This window comes from Pseudomonas sp. I3-I5 (assembly GCF_022699445.1).
GTDB lineage: Bacteria > Pseudomonadota > Gammaproteobacteria > Pseudomonadales > Pseudomonadaceae > Aquipseudomonas > Aquipseudomonas fulva.
Genome location: NZ_CP093940.1, coordinates 905605 through 929593 on the forward strand (window position 1 = coordinate 905605; position 23989 = coordinate 929593).

Below are 23989 nucleotides of genomic sequence, written 5' to 3' on the forward strand. Positions count from 1 at the left end.
AGGTGACAAGCACCCTGGCACTTACGCGCCGCTAGTGCAGGTCCGACAGTGGGTGATGGCCTTCCCAGGGTGCTTGGAAGTGTGCCTGTACCACGGCTGCGGGCACATGGTCCACATCCGGCCAGTGCCAGCGTGGCTGGTGATCCTTGTCCAGCAGGCGTGCGCGCACCCCTTCGCTGAACTCAGGGTGGCGACAGCAGTTCAGGCTCATGGCGTACTCCATCTGCAGCACCTGCGCCAGTGACAAGTACCGGGCCCGACGGATCTGCTCCCACACCAGATGAGCCGTCAGCGGGCAGCCCGCCAGCATGCGCTCGGCGGCTGCCGAGAGCAGTGGGTCCTCGTGCTGGCGCAGGCCCGCCACGGCCCGCCAGGCAGCGCCTGCGCAGGTGACATCGAGCAATGCGTCGATGAGCGCGCGGCGCGGCAACCACTGGGCTGTGGGTAGCGTTTGGCGGGCACAATGCTCCTCAGCCCTGAACAGGCTGTTGAGCTGGAGCGCGGTCTGCTCCTGCCAGTTCACCTGCAGCAGTTCATCGATCAACGCCGCTTGTCGGTCTTCGCCCATGAAGCGGTCGGCCAATCCCAGGTCCAGCGCATCGCGCGCATTGACAGGCGCACCGGTGAGCCCCAGAAACAACCCCAGCTTGCCCGGCAAGCGGGCCAGGAACCAACTGGCCCCAACATCGGGGTACAGACCAATGCTGATCTCTGGCATGGCCAATGCGCTGCTGGGGGTCACGATGCGTACGTTGGCGCCCTGAAGCAAACCCATGCCGCCGCCTAGCACATGGCCATGGCCCCAGCACAGCAGCGGCTTGGGGTAAGTGTGCAGGGCATGGTCCAGGCGATATTCGGCGGCGAAGAACGACGCGGCCAGCGGTGGCACGCTGCCAGGCTGCTCGCGGCACGCCTGGGCCAGCGCCCGCACGTCGCCACCGGCGCAGAAGGCCTTGGCGCCATTGCCACGCAGCAGCACACAGGCGATGCCCGGGTCTTGCGCCCAGCTGTGCAACTGCTCGGCCAGCGTCTCTATCATTGGCAGGTCGAGGGCATTGAGCGCCCTTGGCGCATCGAGGGTGACGATGCCCAGGCGAGCGCCGTCGGCGCCTGTCAGGACTTGGCAGTGAATGCTCATGGCTTACCTCATTCAGGTCACCGCTCAAGTATGGCCTGCCTGGTCGATCCCGCCGGGCACTGGTCGGATCGTTTGACAAGCGTCGGTGTCACCCCTAGTGTCGCCCCATTGTTTACGGAAGCCCACATGACTGACGACGATCGCATCAAACTCGAGCCCAGTTGGAAAGCCGCCTTGCGTGCCGAGTTCGAGCAGCCTTACATGCAGCAGTTGCGCGAGTTCCTGCGTGGTGAATATGCCGCCGGCAAGCAGATCTACCCGCCTGGCCCGCTGATCTTCAATGCACTCAACTCCACCCCCCTGGATCAGGTCAAGGTGGTGATCCTCGGCCAGGACCCGTACCACGGCCCAGGGCAGGCCCATGGCCTGTGCTTCTCGGTGCAGCCTGGCGTGCCGACGCCGCCGTCGCTGGTGAACATCTACAAGGAGCTGCATCGCGACCTGAACATTCCCATCCCCAACCATGGCTACCTGCAAAGCTGGGCCGAGCAGGGTGTGTTGCTGCTCAATACCACCATGACCGTGGAGCGGGGCAACGCGGCATCCCATGCCAAGAAAGGCTGGGAGTTCTTCACCGACCGTATCATCGAGGTGGTCAGCGAACAGTGCGAGCACGTGGTGTTTCTGCTGTGGGGCTCCCATGCGCAGAGCAAGCAGAAGCTGATCGACGGCACCAAGCACCTGGTGCTCAAGTCTGTGCACCCCTCGCCGTTGTCGGCGTACCGCGGTTTTCTTGGCTGTGGACATTTCAGCCGTGCCAACGTTTTTCTCGAGCAGCGCGGGCTAGCGCCCATCAACTGGGCGTTGCCACCGCTGTGAGCCAGGCGGGGCCGTCAGGCCCCACAGGTCATGAGGGCCGTCAGGCCCCACAGGTCATGAGGGCCGCTTGCTCATCCAGTAACGGAACAGGGGCTCGGCCAGGAACAGCACGAAGAGCAGGCGCATCACTTGCAAAGCGGTCACCAGGGGCACCGACAGTTGCAGCGTTTCGGCGGTCAGGCTCATTTCAGCGATGCCCCCGGGCATCATGCCCAGCGTCAGTGAGCGCAGGTCCAAGGCTGTCAGCAGGCTCAAGCCCCAGGCGGCAGCGCCAGCCAGGGCCATGCTCAAGGCAGTCGCCACCAGCGTGCGCCCCAGAAATGCCGGGGCTCGGCGGAAGAACGCACGGTTGAAGTGGCAGGCCAGGCCGCTGCCGATCAGCCATTGGCCGATCTGACTGGCGCCATTGGGCAGGGCAATCTGCAAGTCGGCGGCCAGGCTGAAGGTGGCTGCCACCAGCAGCGGCCCGAACAGCCATGGGTTGGGCTGTTGCAGCCGCTGCCAGAGCCACCCGGCGGCCACCCCCAGCGGTGCGATGAGGGCCAGCCAGGCCCAGCTGACGCTGCCGGTGTGGTTGAGCGCTACGCCATCGCCCAGCAGCAGCTTGAACAGCGCCGGCACGCACAGCACCACGGCCAGCACGCGCAGGCTCTGGGCTGCGGCTACCTGGCTCAGTACCGCGCCATTGCGCGCACCCAGGTTGACCATTTCACCGGAGCCGCCTGGCATGCTGGCAAAGAACGCGGTGGCGCGGTCCTCACCCGAGCGGCGCAACAACCACACGCCAAGCACGCTTGAGACCGTGGTGAACAAGGCGCCGAAGAAGATCAGGGCGAAATGACTGCCCACTTGCTCGATGACCTGGGGCGTGAAGTGCAGGCCGATGCCCAGGCCGATGATGCATTGCCCGCAGCGCCGGCCATTGGGTATCTCTGGCAACTGCCAAGGGCTCAGGCAACGTACCGCGATGATCGCCAGCAACGAGCCGACCATCCACGGCAAAGGCCAGCCGACCTTGCTGGCGGCGAAACCGCCAGCAAGGCCGACCAGCCCAGTTGCCCAGTACAGCGGCAACGCGCGATCAGGCATCGGCCATGGCCCGGCGCTGCAGGCTGCGTTTGCGCCAGATGCGCACCATGGGCAGCGCGAGCATGAGCGCTACCAGTGCCCAGACACCCATGCTGATCGGGCTCGACCAGAGAATGCCCAGCTCGCCATTGGAAATCGACAATGCACGGCGCAGGTTCTGCTCCATCAGGCCACCCAGAATGAAGCCCAGCAGAATCGGCGACAGCGGGAAGTCCAGCTTGCGCAGGATATAGCCCATGATGCCGATGCCGACCATCAGGAACAGGTCGAAGGTGGTGGCATGCACGGCGTAGACGCCGATCCCGGTGATGATGGCGATCACCGGCACCAGGGCCCAGTTCGGTACGGCCAGGATGCGGGTGAAGATGCGGATCATCGGGATGTTCAGGATCACCAGCATGATGTTGGCGATGAACAGCGACGCGATCAGGCCCCAGACGATGTCAGGTTGCTGTTCGAACAGCAGCGGGCCAGGGGTGATGTTGTAGAGGGTCAGCGCGCCGATCATCACCGCCGTGGTTCCCGAACCCGGTACGCCAAGGGTCAGCATGGGCACCAGGGCGCCACAGCAGGAGGCGCCGATGGCCGTTTCCGGTGCAGCCAGGCCACGGGCGTCACCCTTGCCGAACTTGCCGCTGGCACCGGCCATGCGTTTTTCGGTCATGTAGGCCACCGCACTGGCCAGCGTGGCACCTGCGCCTGGTAACACGCCCATCACGAAGCCCAGCAGGCCGCAGCGAATGTTCACCGCGAACACCGACGCCGCTTCCTTGAAGTTGAACAGCATGCGCCCGGTGGCCTTGACTGCCTGGTGGCCGTGGTGGGTCTTTTCCAGCAGCAACAGAATTTCGCTGATCGAGAACAGGCCCAGCACCAGCACGACGAACTGAATGCCGTCGGCCAAGTGCACGCTGTCACCGGTGAAGCGGTACACGCCACTGTTGGCGTCGATGCCCACCGCCGACAAAAACAGGCCGATCAAGGCGGCGATGAAGGTCTTGAGCGGCTTGTCGCCGGCCATACCGCCCAGGGCGACAATGGCGAACACCATCAGCACGAAATACTCGGCCGGGCCGAAGGCGATTGCCCACTTGGCCAGCAGCGGGGCGAACAGCACCATGCCGCAGGTGGCGATGAAAGCGCCGATGAACGAGCTCCAGGCCGACAGGGACAGGGCCACGCCCGCCAGACCCTGGCGTGCCATCGGGTAGCCGTCCAGGGTGGTCATCACGGTCGACGCTTCGCCCGGGATGTTCAGCAGGATCGAGCTGATTCGCCCACCGTACTCGCAGCCCAGGTACACCGCAGCCAGCAGGATCAGCGCCGACTCCGGAGGCAGGCCCAGGGCGAAGGCGATGGGAATCAGCAGGGCCACGCCATTGATCGGGCCCAGGCCCGGCAGCAGGCCGACGACGGTACCGATCAGCGTGCCGGACAGGGCAGTGACCAGGTTGTAAGGGGACAGGGCGACGCCGAAGCCCTGGCCCAGGTAGCTCAAGGTATCCATGTGTCAGTTCTCCAGTACGCTCAGCAGGCCAAGGGGCAGGGGCACGTCCATGACGCGGTCGAACAGCCAGTAGAGGAAAAGGCTCATGCCAACCACGACGATGACGCTGTGCAGCCAGCGACCGCCATACAGGCGCGCCATGGGCACACCGGCCAGGATGGCGCTGAGGATGAAGCCAAGGGACTCGAAGGTGGTCGCGAAAATCAGCAGCAGGCCAATGCAGGCGGCGATCTTGGTCAGGGTCGCCTTGTCCAGCGCCGGCTCGTCGTCCTTGTGCACGATCGGCGTGGGGCGGATCGCCATGTACAGCAAGCCCAGGCTCATCAGGCCGAGCATCAGCAGCGGGTAGGCACGTGGGCCTACCGGCTCATAGGAAAACGCCGCCTGATACGGCCAGGCCATCACGGCCAGGGCGGCGCACACGGCCAGCAGAATCAGGGCGAAGATGCGTTGCAGGATCATGGAGGAATCCTCGGTAAGTAGCGATGGGAGCGGCACACCTGTGAACCTGGGCCAAGGCCCAGGCCGTGCACGGCAGCGTCTGCCTGCTCCTGCCAGGGAAAACCGGCAGACTGGGTTACTGCACCAGGCCGAATTCCTTGGCCAGCATCTTGTAGTCAGCGACTTGCTTCTTGACGTAGCCATCGAGCTCTTCACCCGTCATGGCGAAGGGGAACAGCTCACGCTGGTCACGCAATTTGGCGAAGTCTTCGGAGGCCAGCATCTTGTCGAACGAGGCTTTCCACCAGGCGTAGTCTTCGTCGCTCACTTTCGGGCCGAGGTAGAAGCCGCGCACCACAGGCCAGACGATGTCATAGCCCTGTTCCTTGGCAGTGGGGATGTCCTTCATGGCCGGGTCGTCCAGGCGTTTTTCCGAGAACACGGCCAGCAGGCGCATGTTGCCGCTCTCGATGTGCGGCATGGAGTCGGAGATGTCGGTGGAGCCTACCTGGATATGGCCGCCGAGCAATGCCGTGGCGATTTCGCCGCCGCCTTCAAGTGCCACGTAGCGCAGGTCGCGTGGGTTGATGCCGGCAGCCTTGGCGATCAGGGCGGTTTGCATCCAGTCCTGGCTGCCTACGGTGCCGCCGGAGCCGATCACCACCTTGCTCGGATCTTTCTTCAGCGCCGCGACCAGGTCGTCGAGGGTTTTGTAGGGCGAGTCGCTCTTGACTGCGATCGCGCCGTAGCTGGTACCGACGGCAGCCAGCCATTTCACTGCATTTTCATCGAAGCGACCGAACTTGCCCTGGGCCAGGTTCAGCAGCGAACCGCTCGACCAGGCCACCAGGGTCCCGGCATCGGCTGGGCGTTGGGCTACTACCGCGTTGTAGGCCACAGCGCCCACACCGCCAGGCATGTAGGTCACGCGCATGGGCTTGCTCAGGATCTTCTCCTGCACCAAGGCGCTTTGCACCAGCTTGCAGGTCAGGTCGAAGCCGCCGCCAGGCGAGGCCGGGGCGATGCATTCGGGGCGTTTGGGTTCGGCGGCCAGGGCATTGCCTGCCAGCAGCAGGCAGCCGGTTGCCAGTACGATACGGCGCAGTGAAAAGGTCATGGTCTATCTCCGTAGGCGTTGTTGTTATCGGGTTACCACAGGGCGACGCTGTAGCTCACCAGCAGCCGCACTTCGTCGGCGTCACGGGCGAAATTGGAGCGGAAGGTCGCGTTTCGCAGGCGCACCGCCACGTTTTTGAGCGGGCCGTTCTGCACCACGTATTTCAGCTCGGTATCACGCTCCCATTCCTTGCCCTCGCCACCGCTGGCACGGCTGACGTTGTCGCCGCTGATATAGCGGGTCAGGAACGTCAGGCCAGGCACGCCGAGTGCGGCAAAGTTGTAGTCGTAGCGGGCCTGCCAGGAGCGCTCGTCGGCATTGGCGAAGTCGTTGATCTGGACGAAGTTGACCAGGTAGGGGTCGGCGCCATCGACATAGGGGAACGCGCTGTCGCCGGTCAGCTGCTGCCAGCCGGCGCTGAACTTGTGCCCACCCAGGGCATAACTGACCATGCCGTTGAAGGTGGTGTTGTCGATGCTGCCGGCCCTGGCAGCCCCTGCGTCATCGCTCAGCGCCAGGCGCAGGTCGAAGGCCAGTGCGCCTGGGCCTACGGCTTGGGTGGCGAGCAGGCCGATGAAGTGCTGGCGGTAGATGTCATCCAGTTGGGCGAAGTGATAGCTGCCGGTCAACCGGTCGCTGAACTGATAGTCCAGCCCCGCCAGCGACAGGTTGTCTGCGCTGAACGAGCCACCGAAGCGGCCGTTCTTGTTGTTCAGTGCCAGGTCTTCCCAGTTGGTGTCGTCACGGTCCTTTGCCTTGTCCAGGCGCCCACCAGTGAAGGTCAGGCCCTTGATTTCCTTGGAGGTGAGCAGACCGCCTTCGAAGGTTTGCGGCAGAATGCGGCCATCGTTGGGGCGCAGGGTGGGCAGGGAAGGGATCAGGGTGCCGATCTTCAGTTCGGTCTTGGAAATCTTGGCCTTGGCGGTCAGGCCGAGCTTTGAGTACTCGTCGGCAGCCTTGCCATTGTCATGGGTGGGCAGCAGGCCACTGCCGGTACGGTCAGGGCTTGAATCGAGCTTGATGCCCATCATGCCCAGCGCATCCACGCCGAAGCCTACGGTACCTTCGGTGTAACCGGATTCGAGGTTGAGCATGAACCCCTGGGCCCATTCGTCGCGCTTGGATTGTTGCGCACTGGTGCCATCGCGAAAGTCGCGATTGAAGTACATGTTGCGGGTTTCGAAGGTGGCCGTGCTGTCTTCGAAGAAGGCGGCCTGGCTGAGCGGGGCGACGCCGGCGAGCGCGAGGGCGCTGGCGATGGCGCTGGGGCGTGCGGCGAGGGAACGAGCAGGTGCGAGCGCCTGCGGCTGCAATGACAGCATCGTTGTGGCTCCGTTTCTTGTTCTTATTCGATTGCACCTTGCTGGTGCTTTATTCGGCGCTCGGGGCGACCGTGGTGCGATGCTAGGTAACGAACCTTTCGCTAACCTTTCAGCGTGAAAGGTTTGTCGCGCCGGCTTCACAGGCCGCGGCGGCGGGGTACACTCCGCGCCATCGCCCCACCTAACAGGGACAATCCGATGCGTGTGCTGCTGGTAGAAGATCATCTGCAATTGGCCGACAGTGTGGCCCAGGCCTTGAAAAGTCTGGGCCTGACTGTGGATGTGCTGCATGACGGGGTGGCTGCCGACCTGGCCCTTGGCAGTGAGGACTACGCCGTGGCCGTGCTCGACGTGGGCTTGCCGCGCATGGACGGCTTCGAGGTGCTGGCCCGTCTGCGCGGACGTGGCAAGACCGTACCGGTGCTGATGCTCACCGCCCGCAGCGACGTCAAGGATCGGGTCCATGGCCTGAACCTGGGGGCTGACGATTACCTGGCCAAGCCGTTCGAGCTGACCGAGCTTGAGGCGCGGGTCAAGGCGCTGTTGCGCCGTAGTGTGCTCGGGGGCGAACGCCAGCAGCGCTGCGGGCCGCTGGTGTATGACCTCGATACCCGACGGTTCACCTTGGATGAGGCCCCGTTGTCCCTGACTTCCCGCGAGCAGGGTGTGCTCGAAGCCTTGATCGCTCGGCCGGGCCGGGTGATGAGCAAGGAGCAGTTGGCGGCCCAGGTGTTCGGCCTGGACGAGGACGCCAGCCCCGATGCCATCGAGATCTACGTTCATCGCCTGCGCAAGAAGCTTGATGGCCATTCGGTGGCCATCGTCACCTTCCGCGGCCTGGGTTACCTGCTCGAGCATCGCGATGCGTGAGAATGTCAGCCTGCGTGGGCGCCTGCTGGGTAATCTGGCGCTGCTGCTGGTGGTCCTGATGCTGGCCAGTGGGCTCAGTGCCTACTGGAACGGCCGCGAGGCGGCGGACACCGCCTACGACCGGACACTGCTGGCGTCCGCCCGTACCATCGCTGCGGGCCTGTCGCAACGCGACGGGTCGTTGAGCGCCGATGTGCCCTATGTGGCACTCGACACCTTTGCCTACGACAGCGCAGGACGTATCTACTACCAGGTCCTGGACATCAACCAACGGCTGATTTCAGGGTATGAAAAACTGCCGCCCCCGCCGTCTGGTACACCGCGTACAGACGACTACCCCGCCTTGGCGCGATTCTATGATGCGACGTATCTGGGGCAGAACGTGCGAGTGGTCAGCCTGCTCAAAGCGGTGAGCGAGCCGAACATGAACGGCATGGCGGAAATTCGCGTGGCTGAAACCGATGAGGCGCGGGTGAGCATGGCCCGGGGCCTGATGGGGGATACCTTGCTGCGTCTGGGCATGTTGGCCCTGGGCGCTTTGGTGATGGTGTGGTTCGCCGTCAGTGCGGCGCTGCGACCGCTCGAGCGCCTGCGCACGGCGGTCGAGGAGCGCCAGCCGGACGATCTGCGCCCATTGCCGGTGGTACAAGTGCAGCCTGAATTGCGGCCACTGGTGGGGGCGCTCAACCACTTCACCGAGCGTTTGCGTGCACAGTTCGAGCGCCAGGCGCAGTTCATCGCCGATGCTGCCCACGAGCTGCGTACGCCCCTGGCGGCGCTCAAAGCGCGGGTGGAACTGGGTTTGCGCGCCAATGAGCCGCAACAGTGGCACCAGACGCTGGAAGCGGCGGCGCAGGGCACCGACAAATTGACGCACCTGGCCAACCAGTTGCTTTCACTGGCGCGTGTGGAAAACGGCGCGCGTGCGATCGCCGAGGGGGGCGCCCAGCGCCTGGACCTCAGCCAACTGGCGCGCGAGCTGGGCATGGCCATGGCGCCGTTGGCGCACAACCGTGGCGTTGCACTGGCCCTCGAGGCGCAGGCACCGGTATGGCTCAAAGGCGAGCCGACGTTGCTCAACGAGCTGTTGAGCAACCTGGTCGACAATGCCCTGGCCCACACCCCAAAGGGCGGCAACGTCATCCTGCGCGTGCTCGCGCCTGCGGTGCTCGAGGTGGAGGACGACGGCCCCGGCATTCCAGAAGCCGAGCGCGAGCGGGTGTTCGAGCGCTTCTATCGCCGTAGCGCCCAGGGCAGCGGGTTGGGCCTCGCGATCGTGGGGGAGATCTGCCGGGCTCACCTGGCGCAGATCAGCCTGCATGATGGCGACAACGGCGGGCTGCGCGTGCGGGTGAGTTTCATCGCTGACTAAGCGTGGGCGCTCGGATCAATCCGGCCGCCAGGCAGAGCGAAGCCCTCAGCGCAACAAGCTGCGGGCTTCGAGCAGATCCTCGGCGTGCAGCTCGCTCCCCATGGGCAAGCCCAGGTGCCGGTAGGCTGGCAAGGCCGCCAGCGGCCTCTCTCGCCCACGCTGGCTGATGCAGCGGGCGATCTGGACCACATCGATGTAGTCGATGCGGTCGGTCTGTCGATCCAGGTCCTGAACCAGGCCGGGCAGCTTGACCAGCTGTTCGGGAAACTCCCAGGCCTTGAGTATCTTGTCGCCCAGTACGGGCTGGATCAGTTCGATGACATGGTGCAGGCAGACCGGATCGGACAGCAGCTCGTTGTGCTCTTCGGCGTAGATCAGAACTGGCAGCGCGCCGATCTGGTTGACCAGGCCGCCCAGTGCCGCCTGATCAGGCTTGAGCCGCGTGTAGCGCCGGGCCAACTCGTAACTCATGCCGGCGACCTCAAGGCTGTTGGCCCAGATTTCGCGCAGTTTTTGCTCAACTGCAGGCGAACGCGCGTGGAAGATCTGCTCGATGACCAGGCCGATGGCCAGGTTGCAGCTGTAGTTGATGCCCAGGCGAGTGATCGCCGTGTGCAGCTCGGTCACCTCGACCGTGGCCCGCAGCAGCGGGCTGTTGACCACCTTGATCAGGCGTGCCGACAAGGCGGCATCGCGGCCGATCACCCGGCTCAAGGCCGCCACGCTGATCTCGCTGTCTTCGGCGGCCTCGCGGATGCTCAAGGCAACCTCAGGCAAAGTCGGAAGTACCAGGTCATCCTTTTCAATGGCATCCAGCAGTTGCGCCTGGACCATTTCGGCCAGCTTGTTCATGGACGTGTCTACCGCAGTGGTGAAGCGGCCCCGCTGTCAAAGCGGGGCGGGGCTGGTCAGCGCTGGATTTCCCTGTCGCGGTCCAGTTCGTAGGGCAGGGGCAGTACCTGCAGGGGCGGGCCTTCGAGATGACCCAAGTGCAGGTTGCCATCCTCCACGGCATCGGCTGCGATCACCGCGAGCAGCTCACAGCCACTGCCGGTGCTGGCCGCCATCACCACATCACCTACCGAGGAGCCATGCACGGGGGAGAAGAGCTGCTCCCCAGGTGCCGGCAGGGTTTGCTGATCGATTGCCAGGCGGTACATGCGACGCTTGAGCTTGCCCAGGTACTGCATGCGTGCAACGATTTCCTGGCCGGTGTAGCACCCTTTCTTGAAGCTGACGCCATCGACGGCTTGCAGGTTGATCATTTGCGGAATGAACTGCTCGCGGGTAGGCCCCAGCACCTGACCGATCCCGGCGCGGATCTGCCCCAGCAGCCATGGGTTGAGGCCGGCTTCGGGTAGTGTGTCGGCCAGGGTCTTGCGAACCTCGCCTGCCTGATCTGCCGGTACCCAGAGCTCGGTGCGGCCGGTGCTGACCGTTACAGCGATCAGCCCTTCCTGCCGCGCCGTGCTGCCGGCTTCGGGCGCCAGTTCCAGCCCCAGTGCCACAAGCGCTGCCTGGCCGTCGTGCAGGCCGAAACGCACCCAGGCGGCGCTTTCGTCGGTCAGGGTGGCCTTGGAAAACACAGCGTATTTCTTCAGGTCGGCCAGCTGAGGCTCCAGCAATTCACTGGCCATGGCCAGGAGGTAACCGTTGCCTTCAGGCAAGATTCTGAAGCTGGACTGCATGCGCCCCTTGACCATGCAACGTGCGCCAAAGCTGGCGTATTCGGGGCTGAGGTAGTTGATGTTGCAGGTCAGCTGGCCCTGCAGGAATTTGCCTGCATCGGAGCCGCGGACAGCGAGAATGCCTTCGTGGGACAGAGGGCAGAAGAAAGCGGTATCGGCCATGGGTCATCGCGGTGGCTTAAAGTCTGGGGCCATCATAGAACGCTGGTAACAAAATAGGTAGGTGACTTAGACCAACAGTTGGCTGTCGCTTCGCGCGGCTGACTGTATACTGGCGGGCCACTCGAGGAGGGCCCCATGGTCGAACAAACTGAACTCAACCGGCTTTTCTGGCATAGCCGCCGCGGTATGCTGGAACTGGACGTCCTGCTAGTGCCTTTCACCCAGGAGGTCTACCCCAGCCTCAACGAAACCGATCGTCAGTTGTATGTTCGGCTGCTAAGCTGTGAGGACCAGGACATGTTCGGCTGGTTCATGGAGCGTACCGAGTCCGAGGACCCGGAGTTGCAGCGCATGGTTCGCATCATCCTGGACCGTGTCCAACCCAAGTGAGTGGTTCGAATGCCGCTGGCAGGGCTCACGCCTGTTGCTGGTGGCCTACCTGATCAGCCAGGCGCTCGCCTGGTTCGCCGTGCTTGTCAGCCCGTTACCGTTCTGGTTGGGGCTGCTGGTGATCGCTGCATGTAGTGTTCATGCGACATGGGCTATTCCCCGTCGTATTCTGTTGACGCATGTTCAGGCTGTCACCGGGCTTCGTCGTGATGGAGCCGGCTGGTGGGTGTTTTCAAGGGCCCGGGGGTGGCAGCCTGTGCGGCTGTGTCGTGACAGCATCGCGTTGCCCGCGCTCGTAGTGCTGAGATTCGTACCGGTTGGGGCAGGGTGGGGGCGCAGCCAATGTGTGCCCTGGGATGCGCTTGGGATCGATGAGCATCGGCGTTTGCGGGTGAGGTTGAAGTTCAGCCGCAGGCGCTGGGTGGCGCCCATGCAGCACTAAACTATGCAGGCTGGCGCCGCGTCTGCCCTTGCCCTTGCCCTTGCCCTTGTCCTTGCTCTTGCTCTTGCTCTTGCTTTGGCTTCTAAGCGCGCGGTAGTTCAGACACTGCAGATCGCGACTTCAGGAGGCCGAGCGCAGGGCTTGCGGAGGGAGGTGACAGGCATGGATGCCTGTCAAGCGCTGGGCCCCAGGATGGGGCCTGCAGCGCGGTCCTCCCGGGAGCAAGCCCGGAGCGAGGGAACCCCGGAGCGTAGCGTAGGGGCCGGATGATAGGAGCAGGCGGTTTTTGCTTACTTTTTGCCAAGACAAAAAGTGAGCCGCCGTAAGGGCGGAAGGGTGACTGTGCGCCACCCGCGCCAATGAATACCAACTTGCTGTATGCGCCCACGCTTTGAACTTCGAACTTTGAAATTTGAACTTTGAACTTTGAACTTTGAACTTTGAACTTTGATTGCATTGGTGTGGGTATTGAAAGAGAGCATAGTCCATTTGCGATGGCGACGCTTAATCACCTTTTCGCCCTTACGGCGAGTCACTTTTTGTCAAACGCCACAAAAAGTAACCAAAAAAGGCTGCGCTCCATTCATACGGCCCCTACGCTGCGCTTCGGGGTTCCCTCACTCCGGTCTTGCTCCCGGGAGGACCGCGCTGTAGGCCCCATCCTGGGGCCCAGCGCTTGACAGGCATCCATGCCTGTCACCTCCCTCCGCAAGACCTGCGTTCGGCCTTCTGAAGTCGCGAAGATCAAAAGCAAGATCAAGATCAAGAGCAAGAGCAAGAGCAAGAGCAAGAGCAAGAGCAAGATCAAGAGCAAGAGCAAGAGCAAGAGCAAGAGCAAGAGGAAGATCAAGATCAAGATCAAGATCAAGATCAAGATCAAGATCAAGATCAAGATCAAAGGCAAGAGCGTTGGGGTGCTTCGTGGGTGTGAGTTATGAAAGATTCAGAAAGTTAATATATGAGCTCGCGTTATACCGGTTTTATATCAGGGGTATGCTGTTTGGCACAGTGCTCGCTGTTAAACACATCTCAATAAGCAGCAGCGTATCCCTAAACAGCACGCACGCGCGTAGAAGCGGTCTTGCCGGGACGCCAGACCGGCCCCGACAATGTGGGCCGCGAAGCTAAATCCTGCAGTCCCCATCTTCCCCCAACCATTCAATCGGGCTCAAGCACCGTGTCTCTGGCCTCGCCAAGCATCGCCGGATAATCCAACGTGTAATGCAACCCCCGGCTCTCCTTGCGCTGCATCGCCGAGCGAATCATCAACTCCGCCACCTGCGCCAGATTGCGCAACTCGATCAAATCCCGACTGACCTTGTAGTTGCTGTAGAACTCGTCGATTTCATCGAGCAACAACCGCACGCGATGCTGCGCCCGCTGCAACCGCTTGCTGGTTCGCACGATCCCCACGTAATCCCACATGAAGCGCCGTAGCTCATCCCAGTTATGCGCAATGATCACATCCTCGTCCGAGTCCGTGACCTGGCTGGCATCCCACCCAGGCAAGGCCATTGGCATGCCGACATTCTCGAGGTTCGCCTGGATGTCGGCCGCCGCAGCCCGACCGTAGACGAAGCACTCCAGCAGCGAGTTGCTGGCCATGCGATTGGCGCCATGCAGCCCCGTGAAGCTGGTTTCACCAATCGCATACAGCCCCGGTACATCCGTGTGCCCCCGGTCGTCCACCATGACGCCACCACAGGTATAGTGCGCTGCCGGCACCACAGGTATCGGCTGGCGGGTGATGTCGATGCCAAAGCCCAGGCACCGCTCGTAAACGGTAGGGAAATGGTTCTTGATGAACTCGACAGGCTTGTGCGAGATGTCCAGGTAGACGCAGTCCACCCCCAGGCGCTTCATTTCATGGTCGATCGCCCGTGCCACGATGTCGCGCGGGGCAAGCTCCTCGCGTGGGTCGAAGCGGGGCATGAAGCGCTCCCCGTTGGGCAGGCGAAGCAGGGCGCCTTCGCCACGCAAGGCCTCGGTGATCAAAAAGCTCTTGGCCTGCGGGTGATAAAGGCACGTAGGGTGGAACTGGTTGAACTCAAGGTTCGCGACCCTGCAGCCAGCCCGCCAGGCCATGGCGATACCATCGCCGCACGCGCCATCTGGGTTGCTGGTGTACAAGTACACTTTCGCCGCCCCACCCGTGGCCAACACCGTGAACCGCGCGCCGAACGTGTCCACTTGGCCCGTGTTGCGGTCCAGCACGTAGGCACCCAGGCAGCGCTCGCCGTCCAGGCCCAGGCGCCGCTCGGTGATCAGGTCCACCGCCACACGCTGCTCCAGCAGCTCGATGTTCGGGCGCTGCCTGGCCTGGGCCAGCAAGGTGTTGAAGATGGCCGCGCCCGTGGCGTCGGCGGCATGGATGATGCGCCGGTGGCTATGGCCGCCTTCACGTGTCAGGTGAAATTCGAAGCCTGCGTCGACCACGCCGTTGGGCTCATCCCGGGTAAACGGCACGCCTTGCTCGATCAGCCACTCGATGGCTTCGCGGCTGTGCTCCACGGTAAAGCGAACAGCGTCTTCGTGGCACAGGCCACCGCCGGCATTGAGGGTGTCCTCCACGTGGGACTGAATCGTATCGGCGCCGTCCAGTACGGCCGCTACGCCCCCTTGGGCCCAGTAGGTCGAACCGCTGGCCAGGTCACCCTTGCTCAGCACCGCAATGCGCAGATTCGCAGGCAGGTTCAGGGCCAGGCTCAGGCCCGCTGCGCCGCTGCCGATAACCAGGACATCATGTTGGAATTGTTGGCTCATGTCAGGACACTAGTAATCTTCGGAGGGGGCACGGCACAATAGTCATGCGTCGATGGCATTGTGAAACTATCGTTTAATGGCCGGGTGGCCTTTATAGCAGCCTCGGGTGGCCCTTTTCCATGCCGCTCGCCCGGTAACGGCAGGCATTGTGGGAACTTTCCAGCGTGGCTGGAAATCCTATGAAGGCTGCCCGCACGCCAACAATTTGCCGCGGCGACGCAGGGTGGTAGCTCGACATTGGGCTCACCTGCGTATTCGTAACCTGATTATCGACGTTGTCGGCTGCTGCCGTGCCGCGTCTTCCGTGCACGCCGCTCAAGGTCTGCAGGAAACTTGCTTGGAGGGGAGAACTTTTGCGCAAAGCCCGAGTCTATGGTTGCAAGCCTGAGCGATGGCTGCTGCAACGCTCCTTCGAGATCACCGAGGAGTGTTCATGCTAACCCAGGAAGAAGATCAGCAACTGGTCGAGCGCGTACAACGCGGCGACAGGCGAGCTTTCGATCTATTGGTGCTGAAGTACCAGCACAAGATTCTCGGGTTGATCGTGCGGTTTGTCCATGACACCCACGAAGCCCAGGACGTTGCACAAGAAGCGTTCATCAAGGCGTACCGTGCGCTTGGCAATTTCCGCGGTGACAGTGCGTTTTATACGTGGCTGTACCGCATCGCCATCAACACGGCGAAGAACTACCTGGTGTCCCGTGGAAGACGGCCGCCAGACAGCGATGTGAGCTCCGAGGATGCGGAGTTTTACGACGGCGATCATGGCCTCAAGGATCTTGAGTCTCCAGAGCGCTCCTTGTTGCGGGATGAGATCGAAGGCACTGTCCATCGCACCATTCAGCAACTGCCAGAAGACTTGCGTACGGCGCTGACCCTGCGAGAGTTCGATGGCCTGAGTTACGAAGACATTGCCAGCGTCATGCAATGTCCAGTGGGTACCGTGCGCTCTCGTATCTTCCGCGCTCGGGAGGCCATTGACAAAGCCTTGCAGCCTTTGCTGCAGGAAACCTGAGACAGCGGCTACAGCCAAGAGAGGAACCGCCATGAGTCGTGAAGCTTTGCAGGAATCGCTGTCCGCGGTAATGGATAACGAAGCGGACCAACTGGAATTGCGTCGGGTGTTGAATGCCGTCGACGATGCCGAAACCCGTGCTACCTGGTCCCGTTACCAGGTAGCCCGTGCAGCCATGCACAAGGAGCTGCTGCTGCCTAACCTGGACATCGCCTCGGCGGTATCCGCAGCGCTGGCCGATGAGGCCGTGCCTGCCAAGGCCAAGCAAGGCCCATGGCGCACCGTAAGCCGCGTGGCTGTTGCCGCGTCGGTGACCCTCGCCGTACTGGCAGGTGTGCGCCTGTACAACCAGGATGATATTACCGGTGCCCAGCTTGCGGCCCAGCAGCCTGTTCAGCAGGGTGTGACCGTGCCGCAGGCCCAAGGCCCTGCCGTGCTGGCCGGCTACAGCGAAAGCAGCGATCAGCCGACTGGCCCGATGGCCAACGGTGTTTTGCAGAACCAGGCTGGCTGGGACCAGCGTCTGCCAGGTTACCTGCGCCAACATGCCCAGGAGTCCGCTCTGAAGGGTTCTGAAACCGCACTGCCTTACGCTCGCGCCGCCAGCCTGGAAAACCGCTAATTAGGGAGGCTCATGCGCGCGCTACCTCTCCTGTCGCTGCTGCTCGGCAGCTGCATGACGGTGCCAGCGTTGGCAGCCAATTCTTCGCCCGAGGCGAACGAGTGGCTGAACAAGCTGGCACAGGCCGAGCAACGACAGAGCTACCTGGGCTCCTTCGTTTACGAACGTAACGGCAGCTTTTCAACCCACGATATCTGGCACCGTGTCCAAGAGGGCAAGGTCAGCGAGCGGCTGCTGCAGCTCGATGGCGTCGCCCAGGAAATCGTGCGCGTCGATGGCAAGGTACAATGCGTCAGTGGCGGGCTTGCCGAAGGTATTTCGGCGCCGCCCGATAGCGCGCCACGCCGCCTTGACCCCCTCAAACTCATGAGTTGGTACGACCTGTCCGTGTCCGGCAAGTCTCGCGTTGCAGGCCGGGACGCGGTGGTCGTGTCACTTTCACCGCGTGATCAGCACCGTTACGGTTACGAGCTGCATCTGGACCGTGCAACGGGCTTACCGCTGCGCTCGCTGATGCTCAACGAGAAAGGTCAACTGCTTGAGCGGTTCCAGATGACCCGGCTTGAAGCACGCATGCCTACCGACGAAGACCTGCGCCCCAGTTCGGCCTGCAAGCCCGTGGTGGCAGCGGCGCCTGCCGGTGGGGCTGTCTCTGGGTGGCGCTCCGATTGGCTACCGTCAGGGTTCGAAGTGGTCAATAGCGCCATCCGCCGCGAACCTGGGCAGGGCAGCCCGGTCAGCACCTTGATGTATGACGACGGTCTGGCGCGTTTCTCTGTCTTCATCGAGCCTGTGAAGGGCGAGGCTGGCGCTGATGTGCGTACCCAGTTGGGCCCGACATCGGCAGTATCGCGGCGCCTGAGTACGCCAAAGGGCCAGATGATGGTGACCGTCGTTGGCGAGATTCCGCTAGGCACGGCCGAACGCGTTGCCTTGTCGATGCGTCCTCAAGACGCTCAGGCGGGCCAGTGAGCAAAGGCTAATGGCGAGCGGTCCCGCTCAGGGCGTGGCTTTTTGAAATGAAATTAAAGCATTGTCATTTGCAATCTGACGGCAAATTTTCTATAGGTCAGGCTTCTGGGAGCCTGGCCATTGCTGCGTTGTGCAGGGTCGTTTCTTAATTACCGCTCGTTGTGACGGGAGCCGTATGTCAATACCTCGTTTGAAACCCTATCTATCGTTCTTCGCGGCCGTGCTGATGCTCGGGCAAGTGCTGACGGTCCAGGCTGAAGAAGCCCTGCCGGATTTCACAACGCTGGTCGAGCAAGCCTCGCCGGCGGTCGTCAACATCAGTACCAAGCAGAAGCTTCCGGACCGTCGCATCGCCGCAGGTCAAATGCCGGATCTCGAAGGCCTGCCGCCAATGTTCCGCGAATTCTTCGAGCGCAACCTTCCGCAGCAACCGCGTGCACCGCGTGGTGACCGTCAGCGTGAGGCGCAGTCACTGGGCTCGGGCTTCATCATCTCCAGCGACGGCTATGTACTGACCAATAACCATGTCATCGCCGATGCCGACGAAATCATCGTGCGCTTGTCCGACCGCAGCGAGTTGCAAGCCAAGCTGGTCGGTACCGACCCGCGCACCGACGTCGCACTGCTGAAGGTGGAGGGTAAGAACCTGCCTACCGTCAAGCTGGGGGATTCTGAAAAGCTCAAGGTCGGCGAATGGGTATTGGCCATCGGCTCGCCGTTCGGCTTTGACCATTCGGTGACCAAAGGTATCGTCAGCGCCAAGGGTCGCACCCTGCCCAACGACACCTATGTGCCGTTCATCCAGACCGACGTTGCGATCAACCCGGGCAACTCGGGTGGGCCGCTGTTCAACATGAACGGCGAGGTGGTGGGGATCAACTCGCAGATCTTCACGCGCTCCGGTGGCTTCATGGGCCTGTCGTTCGCGATCCCGATCGACGTGGCCATCGATGTCTCGAATCAGCTGAAGAAGGACGGCAAGGTCAGCCGTGGCTGGCTGGGCGTCGTCATCCAGGAGGTCAACAAGGACCTGGCTGAATCCTTCGGTCTGGACAAGCCTGCCGGTGCGCTGGTCGCTCAGGTGCTGGAAAACGGCCCGGCTGCCAAAGGGGGCCTGCAGGTCGGTGATGTCATCCTGAGCATGAATGGCCAGCCGATCGTCATGTCTGCCGACCTGCCGCATCTGGTAGGTGGCTTGAAGGATGGTGCCAAGGCCAAGCTGGACATCATTCGCAACGGCAAGCGCCAGACCCTTGATGTCAGTGTTGGCGCACTGCCAGATGACGATGCCGACATCGGCGCCGGTGCCGGCGACAGCAATGTCGAGCGCAGCAGCAATCGCCTGGGCGTTTCGGTGGCCGATCTTACTGCCGAGCAGAAGAAATCCCTGGAGCTCAAGGGCGGCGTGGTCATCAAGGAAGTGCAGGATGGTCCGGCCGCGCTGATCGGCCTGCGTCCGGGTGACGTCATCAGTCACCTGAACAACCAGGCCATCGGTTCGGCCAAGGAATTCACGCAAATCGCCAAGGAGCTGCCGAAGAACCGCTCCGTGTCCATGCGCGTGTTGCGCCAGGGGCGCGCCAGCTTCATCACCTTCAAGCTCGCCGAGTAAGCGCGGCGAATACGGGAGGAGGGCAGCGACAGCTGCCCTTTTTCATGTGCAGTGACATTTCAATGCCAAGCTGCAGGTGACGGCCGGGCAGAGGAATCTCCCACATCCTGGCAGCTTCAGGTACAATTGCCGGCTATTTTTCGGCGGGCGTCCGGCTCGCAGCCTTTTCCGAGTGTTGACCCGTGAGTGATTTGAGTCATATCCGCAATTTCTCCATCATCGCCCACATCGACCATGGCAAGTCGACGCTGGCCGACCGTTTCATTCAAATGTGCGGTGGCCTGACTGCGCGCGAAATGGAAGCCCAGGTGCTCGACTCCATGGACCTGGAGCGCGAACGCGGGATCACCATCAAGGCCCACAGCGTCACGCTCAACTACAAGGCCCAGGACGGCAAGGTCTACCAGCTCAACTTCATCGATACCCCCGGCCACGTCGACTTCACCTATGAAGTCTCGCGCTCGCTGGCGGCGTGCGAAGGGGCGTTGCTGGTGGTCGATGCCGGCCAGGGTGTCGAGGCCCAGTCCGTCGCCAACTGCTACACGGCCATCGAGCAAGGCCTGGAAGTCATGCCGGTCCTGAACAAGATGGACCTGCCACAGGCCGATCCCGATCGCGTCAAGGACGAAATCGAGAAGATCATCGGCATCGATGCCACCGATGCCGTGGCCTGCAGTGCCAAGAGCGGCATGGGGGTGGACGAGGTGCTCGAACGCCTGGTGCACACCATTCCCGCACCGACCGGCGATATCGACGCGCCACTGCAAGCCCTGATCATCGACTCCTGGTTCGACAACTACCTGGGCGTGGTCTCGCTGGTGCGCGTGCGCCATGGTCGCGTCAAGAAAGGCGACAAGATCCTGGTCAAGTCCACCGGCAAGCTGCACCTGGTCGACAGCGTGGGCGTCTTCACGCCCAAGCACACCCAAACCGCCGACCTCAAAGCCGGCGAAGTGGGCTTCATCATCGCCAGCATCAAGGACATCCACGGTGCCCCGGTCGGCGATACCCTGACCCTGTCTTCCACCCCGGAAGTCGAAGTGCTGCCTGGGTTCAAGAAGATCCAGCCGCAGGTATACGCCGGTCTGTTCCCGGTCAGTTCCGATGACTTCGAAGACTTCCGCGATGCCTTGCAGAAGCTGACGCTCAACGATTCGTCCCTGCAATACATGCCCGAAAGCTCCGACGCCCTGGGCTTTGGCTTCCGCTGCGGGTTCCTGGGCATGCTGCACATGGAGATCATCCAGGAGCGCCTGGAGCGCGAGTACGACCTGGACCTGATCACCACCGCGCCCAGCGTGATCTACGAGCTGGAACTCAAGACCGGTGAAACCATCGTCGTCGACAACCCGTCGAAGCTCCCAGACGTCTCGTCGGTCACCGACTTCCGCGAGCCCATCGTGACCGCGACCATCCTGGTGCCACAAGAACACCTGGGCAACGTGATCACCTTGTGTATCGAGAAGCGTGGCGTTCAGCGCGACATGCAGTTCCTGGGCAGCCAGGTGCAAGTGCGTTACGACATGCCGATGAACGAAGTGGTACTGGACTTCTTCGACCGCTTGAAGTCCACCAGCCGTGGCTATGCTTCGCTGGACTATCACTTCGATCGTTACCAGTCGGCCAACCTGGTCAAGCTGGACGTGTTGATCAACGGTGACAAGGTCGATGCCCTGGCATTGATCGTGCACCGCGACAACGCTGCGTACAAAGGCCGCGCGTTGACCGAGAAGATGAAGGAACTGATCCCGCGGCAGATGTTCGATGTGGCGATCCAGGCAGCCATTGGTGGCCAGATCATCGCGCGTACCACTGTCAAGGCGCTCAGAAAGAACGTACTGGCCAAATGTTATGGCGGCGACGTCAGCCGTAAGAAGAAGCTGCTTGAGAAGCAGAAGGCCGGTAAGAAACGCATGAAACAGGTGGGCAACGTGGAAATTCCACAAGAAGCCTTCCTCGCCGTGCTCAGGTTGGATAGTTAGGTCCTATGTCGCTAAATTTCCCGCTGTTGCTCGTCATTGCCGTGTTCGTGTGCGGTCTGTTGGGCCTGATCGACCTTCTGTTCCTGGCGCCGCGCCGACGTGCGGCGATCGCCACTTACCAGGGCAGTGTCAGCCAGCCGGAACCGGCGGTGGTCGAGCGCCTGAACAAGGAACCCTTGCTGGTCGAATACGGCAAGTCGTTCTTCCCGGTGCTGTTCATCGTGCTGGTGCTGCGCTCGTTCCTGGTCGAACCTTTCCAGATTCCGTCGGGGTCGATGAAACCCACGCTGGAAGTGGGTGACTTCATCCTGGTGAACAAGTTCTCCTATGGCATCCGCTTGCCGGTGATCGACAAGAAGGTCATCGAGGTGGGCGACCCACAGCGCGGCGATGTGATGGTGTTCCGCTACCCCAGCGACCCGAACGTCAACTACATCAAGCGGGTCGTTGGCTTGCCCGGTGACCAGATCCGCTACACCAACGACAAGCAGTTGTTCGTCAACGGTCAGCGGGTCGCCGAGCAACTGGTGGGTACCGAGCCTGGGACGCTGGGCAGCGCCCAGCTGTACAAGGAAAAGCTCGGTGCTGCCGAGCACCTGATCCGCAAGGAGATGAGCCGTTACCGTATGCCGCCGGACCAGCAATGGACGGTGCCAGCCGGCCATTACTTCATGATGGGCGACAACCGCGACAACTCCAACGACAGCCGCTACTGGGATGACCCCAACATTCCCAAGGAACTGCACGGCATGGTTCCGGACCGCAACATCGTTGGCAAGGCTTTCGCAGTATGGATGAGCTGGCCTGAGCCAAAACTCAGCCACCTGCCCAACTTGTCGCGGGTCGGACTGATCCATTGATACCCTTCGGCGCTGTCCATACAGCGCCGAATGCTTTTCTGACATAGGCTGTGTCTCAAGGATGGGAGATTCGCCGCAGCGTGCGGTGACCATGGCCAAACCGTCTTTCAGGATGCTGATTTGAACAACGCGTTTAACAACGATCGGGTGGCCGCATGACTGCTTCCCTTACCCGCCTGGAGCGAAAGCTCGGTTACACCTTCAAGGACCAGGACCAGATGCTCCTGGCCCTGACCCACCGCAGCTATGCCGGGCGCAATAACGAGCGTCTGGAGTTCCTCGGTGACGCCATTCTCAACTTCGTCGCCGGCGAGGCGCTGTTCGAGCGCTTCCCCCAGGCCCGTGAAGGGCAGCTGTCACGGCTGCGTGCCCGCCTGGTCAAAGGTGAGACCCTGGCCCGTCTGGCCCGAGGGTTCGACCTGGGCGAATACCTGCGCCTGGGTTCGGGCGAGCTCAAAAGCGGGGGCTTTCGCCGCGAGTCCATTCTGGCCGATGCGCTGGAGGCCTTGATCGGGGCCATCTACCTGGACGCCGACATGGACACGGCCCGCGAGCGCGTGCTCGCCTGGCTGGCCAACGAGTTCGAAGGGCTGACCCTGGTCGATACCAACAAGGATCCTAAAACCCGCCTGCAGGAGTTCCTGCAATCGCGCAGCTGCGAGCTGCCGCGTTACGAAGTGGTGGATATCCAGGGCGAACCTCACTGCCGTACGTTCTTCGTCGAATGCGAAGTCGTGCTGCTGAACAACAAGAGCCGTGGTCAGGGTGTCAGCCGGCGTATCGCCGAGCAGGTAGCCGCTGCGTCCGCATTGATCGCCCTGGGCGTGGAGAATGGCAATGACTGAGAACACCACTACCCGTTGCGGCTACGTCGCTATCGTCGGTCGCCCGAACGTCGGCAAGTCGACCCTGTTGAACCACATCCTTGGCCAGAAACTGGCCATTACCTCGCGCAAGCCGCAGACCACGCGTCACAACATGCTCGGCATCAAGACCGAGGGCCCGGTGCAGGCCATCTATGTCGATACCCCCGGCATGCACAAGGCTAACGACAAGGCCCTGAACCGCTACATGAATCGCAACGCCTCGGCCGCCTTGAAGGACGTCGACGTGGTGATCTTCGTAGTGGACCGTACCCGGTGGACGGATGAGGACCAATTGGTGCTCGAGCGCGTTCAGTACGTGACCGGCCCGGTGATCCTGGCGGTGAACAAGACTGACCGCATGGATGAAAAGGCCGAGCTCATTCCGCACCTTCAGTGGCTGCAAGGCCAGCTGCCCAACGCCGAGATCGTGCCCATTTCCGCGCAGCAGGGCCACAACCTCGAATCGCTCGAAGCGCTGATCGCCAAGCACCTGCCGGAAAACGAGCATTTCTTCCCGGAAGACCAGATCACCGATCGCAGCAGCCGCTTTCTGGCTGCCGAGCTGGTGCGTGAAAAGATCATGCGTCAGCTGGGCGCCGAGCTGCCTTACCAGATCACGGTGGAAATCGAGGAGTTCAAGCAGCAGGGGCATGTGTTGCATATCCATGCGCTGATCCTGGTCGAACGCGACGGGCAGAAGAAAATCATCATCGGCGACAAGGGTGAGCGCATCAAGCGCATCGGTTCCGATGCGCGCAAGGACATGGAAGTGCTGTTTGACGCCAAGGTCATGCTCAACCTCTGGGTCAAGGTCAAAGGCGGCTGGTCCGATGACGAGCGCGCCCTGCGCTCGCTGGGCTACGGCGACCTCTAAGGCTTACGCAGCCTGATGCGAGAGCGCCCCGGTCGGGGCGTTCTCGACAACGTCTGCCTCACGCGG

General features: G+C 62.2%; 23 protein-coding genes. 14 read left to right on the top strand and 9 right to left on the bottom strand.

Features of this window, described 5'->3' with window-relative positions; genetic code table 11:
• Window positions 1-31 precede the first annotated feature (31 nt).
• The gene (locus MOP87_RS04040; protein ID WP_110607281.1) at window positions 32-1138 is read right to left on the bottom strand and encodes an enoyl-CoA hydratase/isomerase family protein; all 1107 of its coding nucleotides are present in this window, start codon (window positions 1136-1138) and stop codon (window positions 32-34) included.
• 126 nt (window positions 1139-1264) lie between these two features.
• On the opposite strand from MOP87_RS04040, the gene ung reads away from it, so the two are divergent.
• Entirely contained in the window at window positions 1265-1957 is a 693-nt protein-coding gene (ung, locus tag MOP87_RS04045) for a uracil-DNA glycosylase (protein WP_088522932.1), read from the top strand.
• 54 nt (window positions 1958-2011) lie between these two features.
• Here ung and MOP87_RS04050 read toward each other — a convergent pair whose 3' ends face one another.
• The 5 genes from MOP87_RS04050 to MOP87_RS04070 all read right to left on the bottom strand — a co-directional run bounded on the left by MOP87_RS04050 (window position 2012) and on the right by MOP87_RS04070 (window position 7433).
• Entirely contained in the window at window positions 2012-3046 is a 1035-nt protein-coding gene (locus MOP87_RS04050; RefSeq protein ID WP_088522933.1) for an AbrB family transcriptional regulator, read from the bottom strand.
• Window positions 3039-4553 (bottom strand): tripartite tricarboxylate transporter permease, encoded by a 1515-nt coding sequence (locus MOP87_RS04055; RefSeq protein ID WP_023534356.1) that lies wholly within the window; start codon window positions 4551-4553, stop codon window positions 3039-3041. Before MOP87_RS04055 ends, MOP87_RS04050 begins: the two co-directional genes overlap by 8 nt.
• Window positions 4554-4556: 3 nt before the next feature.
• Complete coding sequence (locus tag MOP87_RS04060) at window positions 4557-5015, bottom strand: tripartite tricarboxylate transporter TctB family protein (protein WP_049696475.1); 459 nt, start codon at window positions 5013-5015, stop codon at window positions 4557-4559.
• Window positions 5016-5130: 115 nt separating this feature from the next.
• Window positions 5131-6111, bottom strand: coding sequence for a tripartite tricarboxylate transporter substrate binding protein (locus tag MOP87_RS04065; protein ID WP_028687230.1), 981 nt, complete (start codon window positions 6109-6111; stop codon window positions 5131-5133).
• Window positions 6112-6143: 32 nt separating this feature from the next.
• The gene (locus tag MOP87_RS04070; protein WP_028687231.1) at window positions 6144-7433 is read right to left on the bottom strand and encodes an OprD family porin; all 1290 of its coding nucleotides are present in this window, start codon (window positions 7431-7433) and stop codon (window positions 6144-6146) included.
• Window positions 7434-7631: 198 nt separating this feature from the next.
• Between MOP87_RS04070 and MOP87_RS04075 the strand changes: the two genes are divergently transcribed.
• Window positions 7632-8303, top strand: a complete 672-nt coding sequence (locus tag MOP87_RS04075; RefSeq protein ID WP_027914569.1) for a response regulator — start codon at window positions 7632-7634, stop codon at window positions 8301-8303.
• Entirely contained in the window at window positions 8296-9675 is a 1380-nt protein-coding gene (locus MOP87_RS04080) for a sensor histidine kinase (protein WP_049696474.1), read from the top strand. Before MOP87_RS04075 ends, MOP87_RS04080 begins: the two co-directional genes overlap by 8 nt.
• A 45-nt stretch (window positions 9676-9720) precedes the next feature.
• Here MOP87_RS04080 and MOP87_RS04085 read toward each other — a convergent pair whose 3' ends face one another.
• A complete protein-coding gene (locus MOP87_RS04085) occupies window positions 9721-10527 on the bottom strand; it encodes an HDOD domain-containing protein (protein ID WP_023534337.1) in 807 nt (268 codons plus the stop codon).
• 56 nt (window positions 10528-10583) lie between these two features.
• Window positions 10584-11525: a folate-binding protein YgfZ gene (locus tag MOP87_RS04090; RefSeq protein ID WP_027914571.1), complete on the bottom strand. Its 942-nt coding sequence runs from the start codon at window positions 11523-11525 to the stop codon at window positions 10584-10586.
• A gap of 135 nt (window positions 11526-11660) precedes the next feature.
• On the opposite strand from MOP87_RS04090, the gene MOP87_RS04095 reads away from it, so the two are divergent.
• From MOP87_RS04095 to MOP87_RS04105, 3 genes are all read left to right on the top strand, one after another.
• The gene (locus MOP87_RS04095; protein WP_023534507.1) at window positions 11661-11915 is read left to right on the top strand and encodes a succinate dehydrogenase assembly factor 2; all 255 of its coding nucleotides are present in this window, start codon (window positions 11661-11663) and stop codon (window positions 11913-11915) included.
• Window positions 11899-12357 carry a protein YgfX gene (locus MOP87_RS04100; protein WP_242810153.1) on the top strand — a complete coding sequence of 153 codons (459 nt, stop codon included), beginning with the start codon at window positions 11899-11901 and terminating at the stop codon, window positions 12355-12357. The genes MOP87_RS04095 and MOP87_RS04100 overlap by 17 nt, the downstream gene beginning before the upstream one ends.
• 689 nt (window positions 12358-13046) lie before the next feature.
• A complete protein-coding gene (locus MOP87_RS04105) occupies window positions 13047-13295 on the top strand; it encodes a hypothetical protein (protein WP_242810154.1) in 249 nt (82 codons plus the stop codon).
• 220 nt (window positions 13296-13515) lie between these two features.
• Here MOP87_RS04105 and nadB read toward each other — a convergent pair whose 3' ends face one another.
• Complete coding sequence (gene nadB / locus MOP87_RS04110; protein WP_110607312.1) at window positions 13516-15120, bottom strand: L-aspartate oxidase; 1605 nt, start codon at window positions 15118-15120, stop codon at window positions 13516-13518.
• A 433-nt stretch (window positions 15121-15553) separates the two neighbouring features.
• Here nadB and rpoE point away from each other — a divergent pair, with 433 nt between their 5' ends.
• From rpoE to era, 8 genes are all read left to right on the top strand, one after another.
• The gene (rpoE, locus tag MOP87_RS04115; protein ID WP_003252049.1) at window positions 15554-16135 is read left to right on the top strand and encodes an RNA polymerase sigma factor RpoE; all 582 of its coding nucleotides are present in this window, start codon (window positions 15554-15556) and stop codon (window positions 16133-16135) included.
• Between the two features lie 31 nt (window positions 16136-16166).
• Complete coding sequence (locus MOP87_RS04120; RefSeq protein WP_023535291.1) at window positions 16167-16757, top strand: RseA family anti-sigma factor; 591 nt, start codon at window positions 16167-16169, stop codon at window positions 16755-16757.
• A 12-nt stretch (window positions 16758-16769) separates the two neighbouring features.
• Window positions 16770-17729: a MucB/RseB C-terminal domain-containing protein gene (locus tag MOP87_RS04125; protein WP_110607313.1), complete on the top strand. Its 960-nt coding sequence runs from the start codon at window positions 16770-16772 to the stop codon at window positions 17727-17729.
• Window positions 17730-17904: 175 nt separating this feature from the next.
• Window positions 17905-19341 (top strand): DegQ family serine endoprotease, encoded by a 1437-nt coding sequence (locus MOP87_RS04130; RefSeq protein WP_027915380.1) that lies wholly within the window; start codon window positions 17905-17907, stop codon window positions 19339-19341.
• 182 nt (window positions 19342-19523) lie between these two features.
• Window positions 19524-21323, top strand: a complete 1800-nt coding sequence (lepA, locus tag MOP87_RS04135) for a translation elongation factor 4 (RefSeq protein WP_023535281.1) — start codon at window positions 19524-19526, stop codon at window positions 21321-21323.
• Between the two features lie 5 nt (window positions 21324-21328).
• Window positions 21329-22183 carry a signal peptidase I gene (gene lepB, locus MOP87_RS04140; RefSeq protein ID WP_023535203.1) on the top strand — a complete coding sequence of 285 codons (855 nt, stop codon included), beginning with the start codon at window positions 21329-21331 and terminating at the stop codon, window positions 22181-22183.
• A gap of 155 nt (window positions 22184-22338) precedes the next feature.
• Window positions 22339-23028, top strand: coding sequence for a ribonuclease III (gene rnc, locus MOP87_RS04145; RefSeq protein ID WP_023535270.1), 690 nt, complete (start codon window positions 22339-22341; stop codon window positions 23026-23028).
• Window positions 23021-23923: a GTPase Era gene (era, locus tag MOP87_RS04150; RefSeq protein WP_023535257.1), complete on the top strand. Its 903-nt coding sequence runs from the start codon at window positions 23021-23023 to the stop codon at window positions 23921-23923. Before rnc ends, era begins: the two co-directional genes overlap by 8 nt.
• The last annotated feature ends 66 nt before the right edge of the window (window positions 23924-23989 follow it).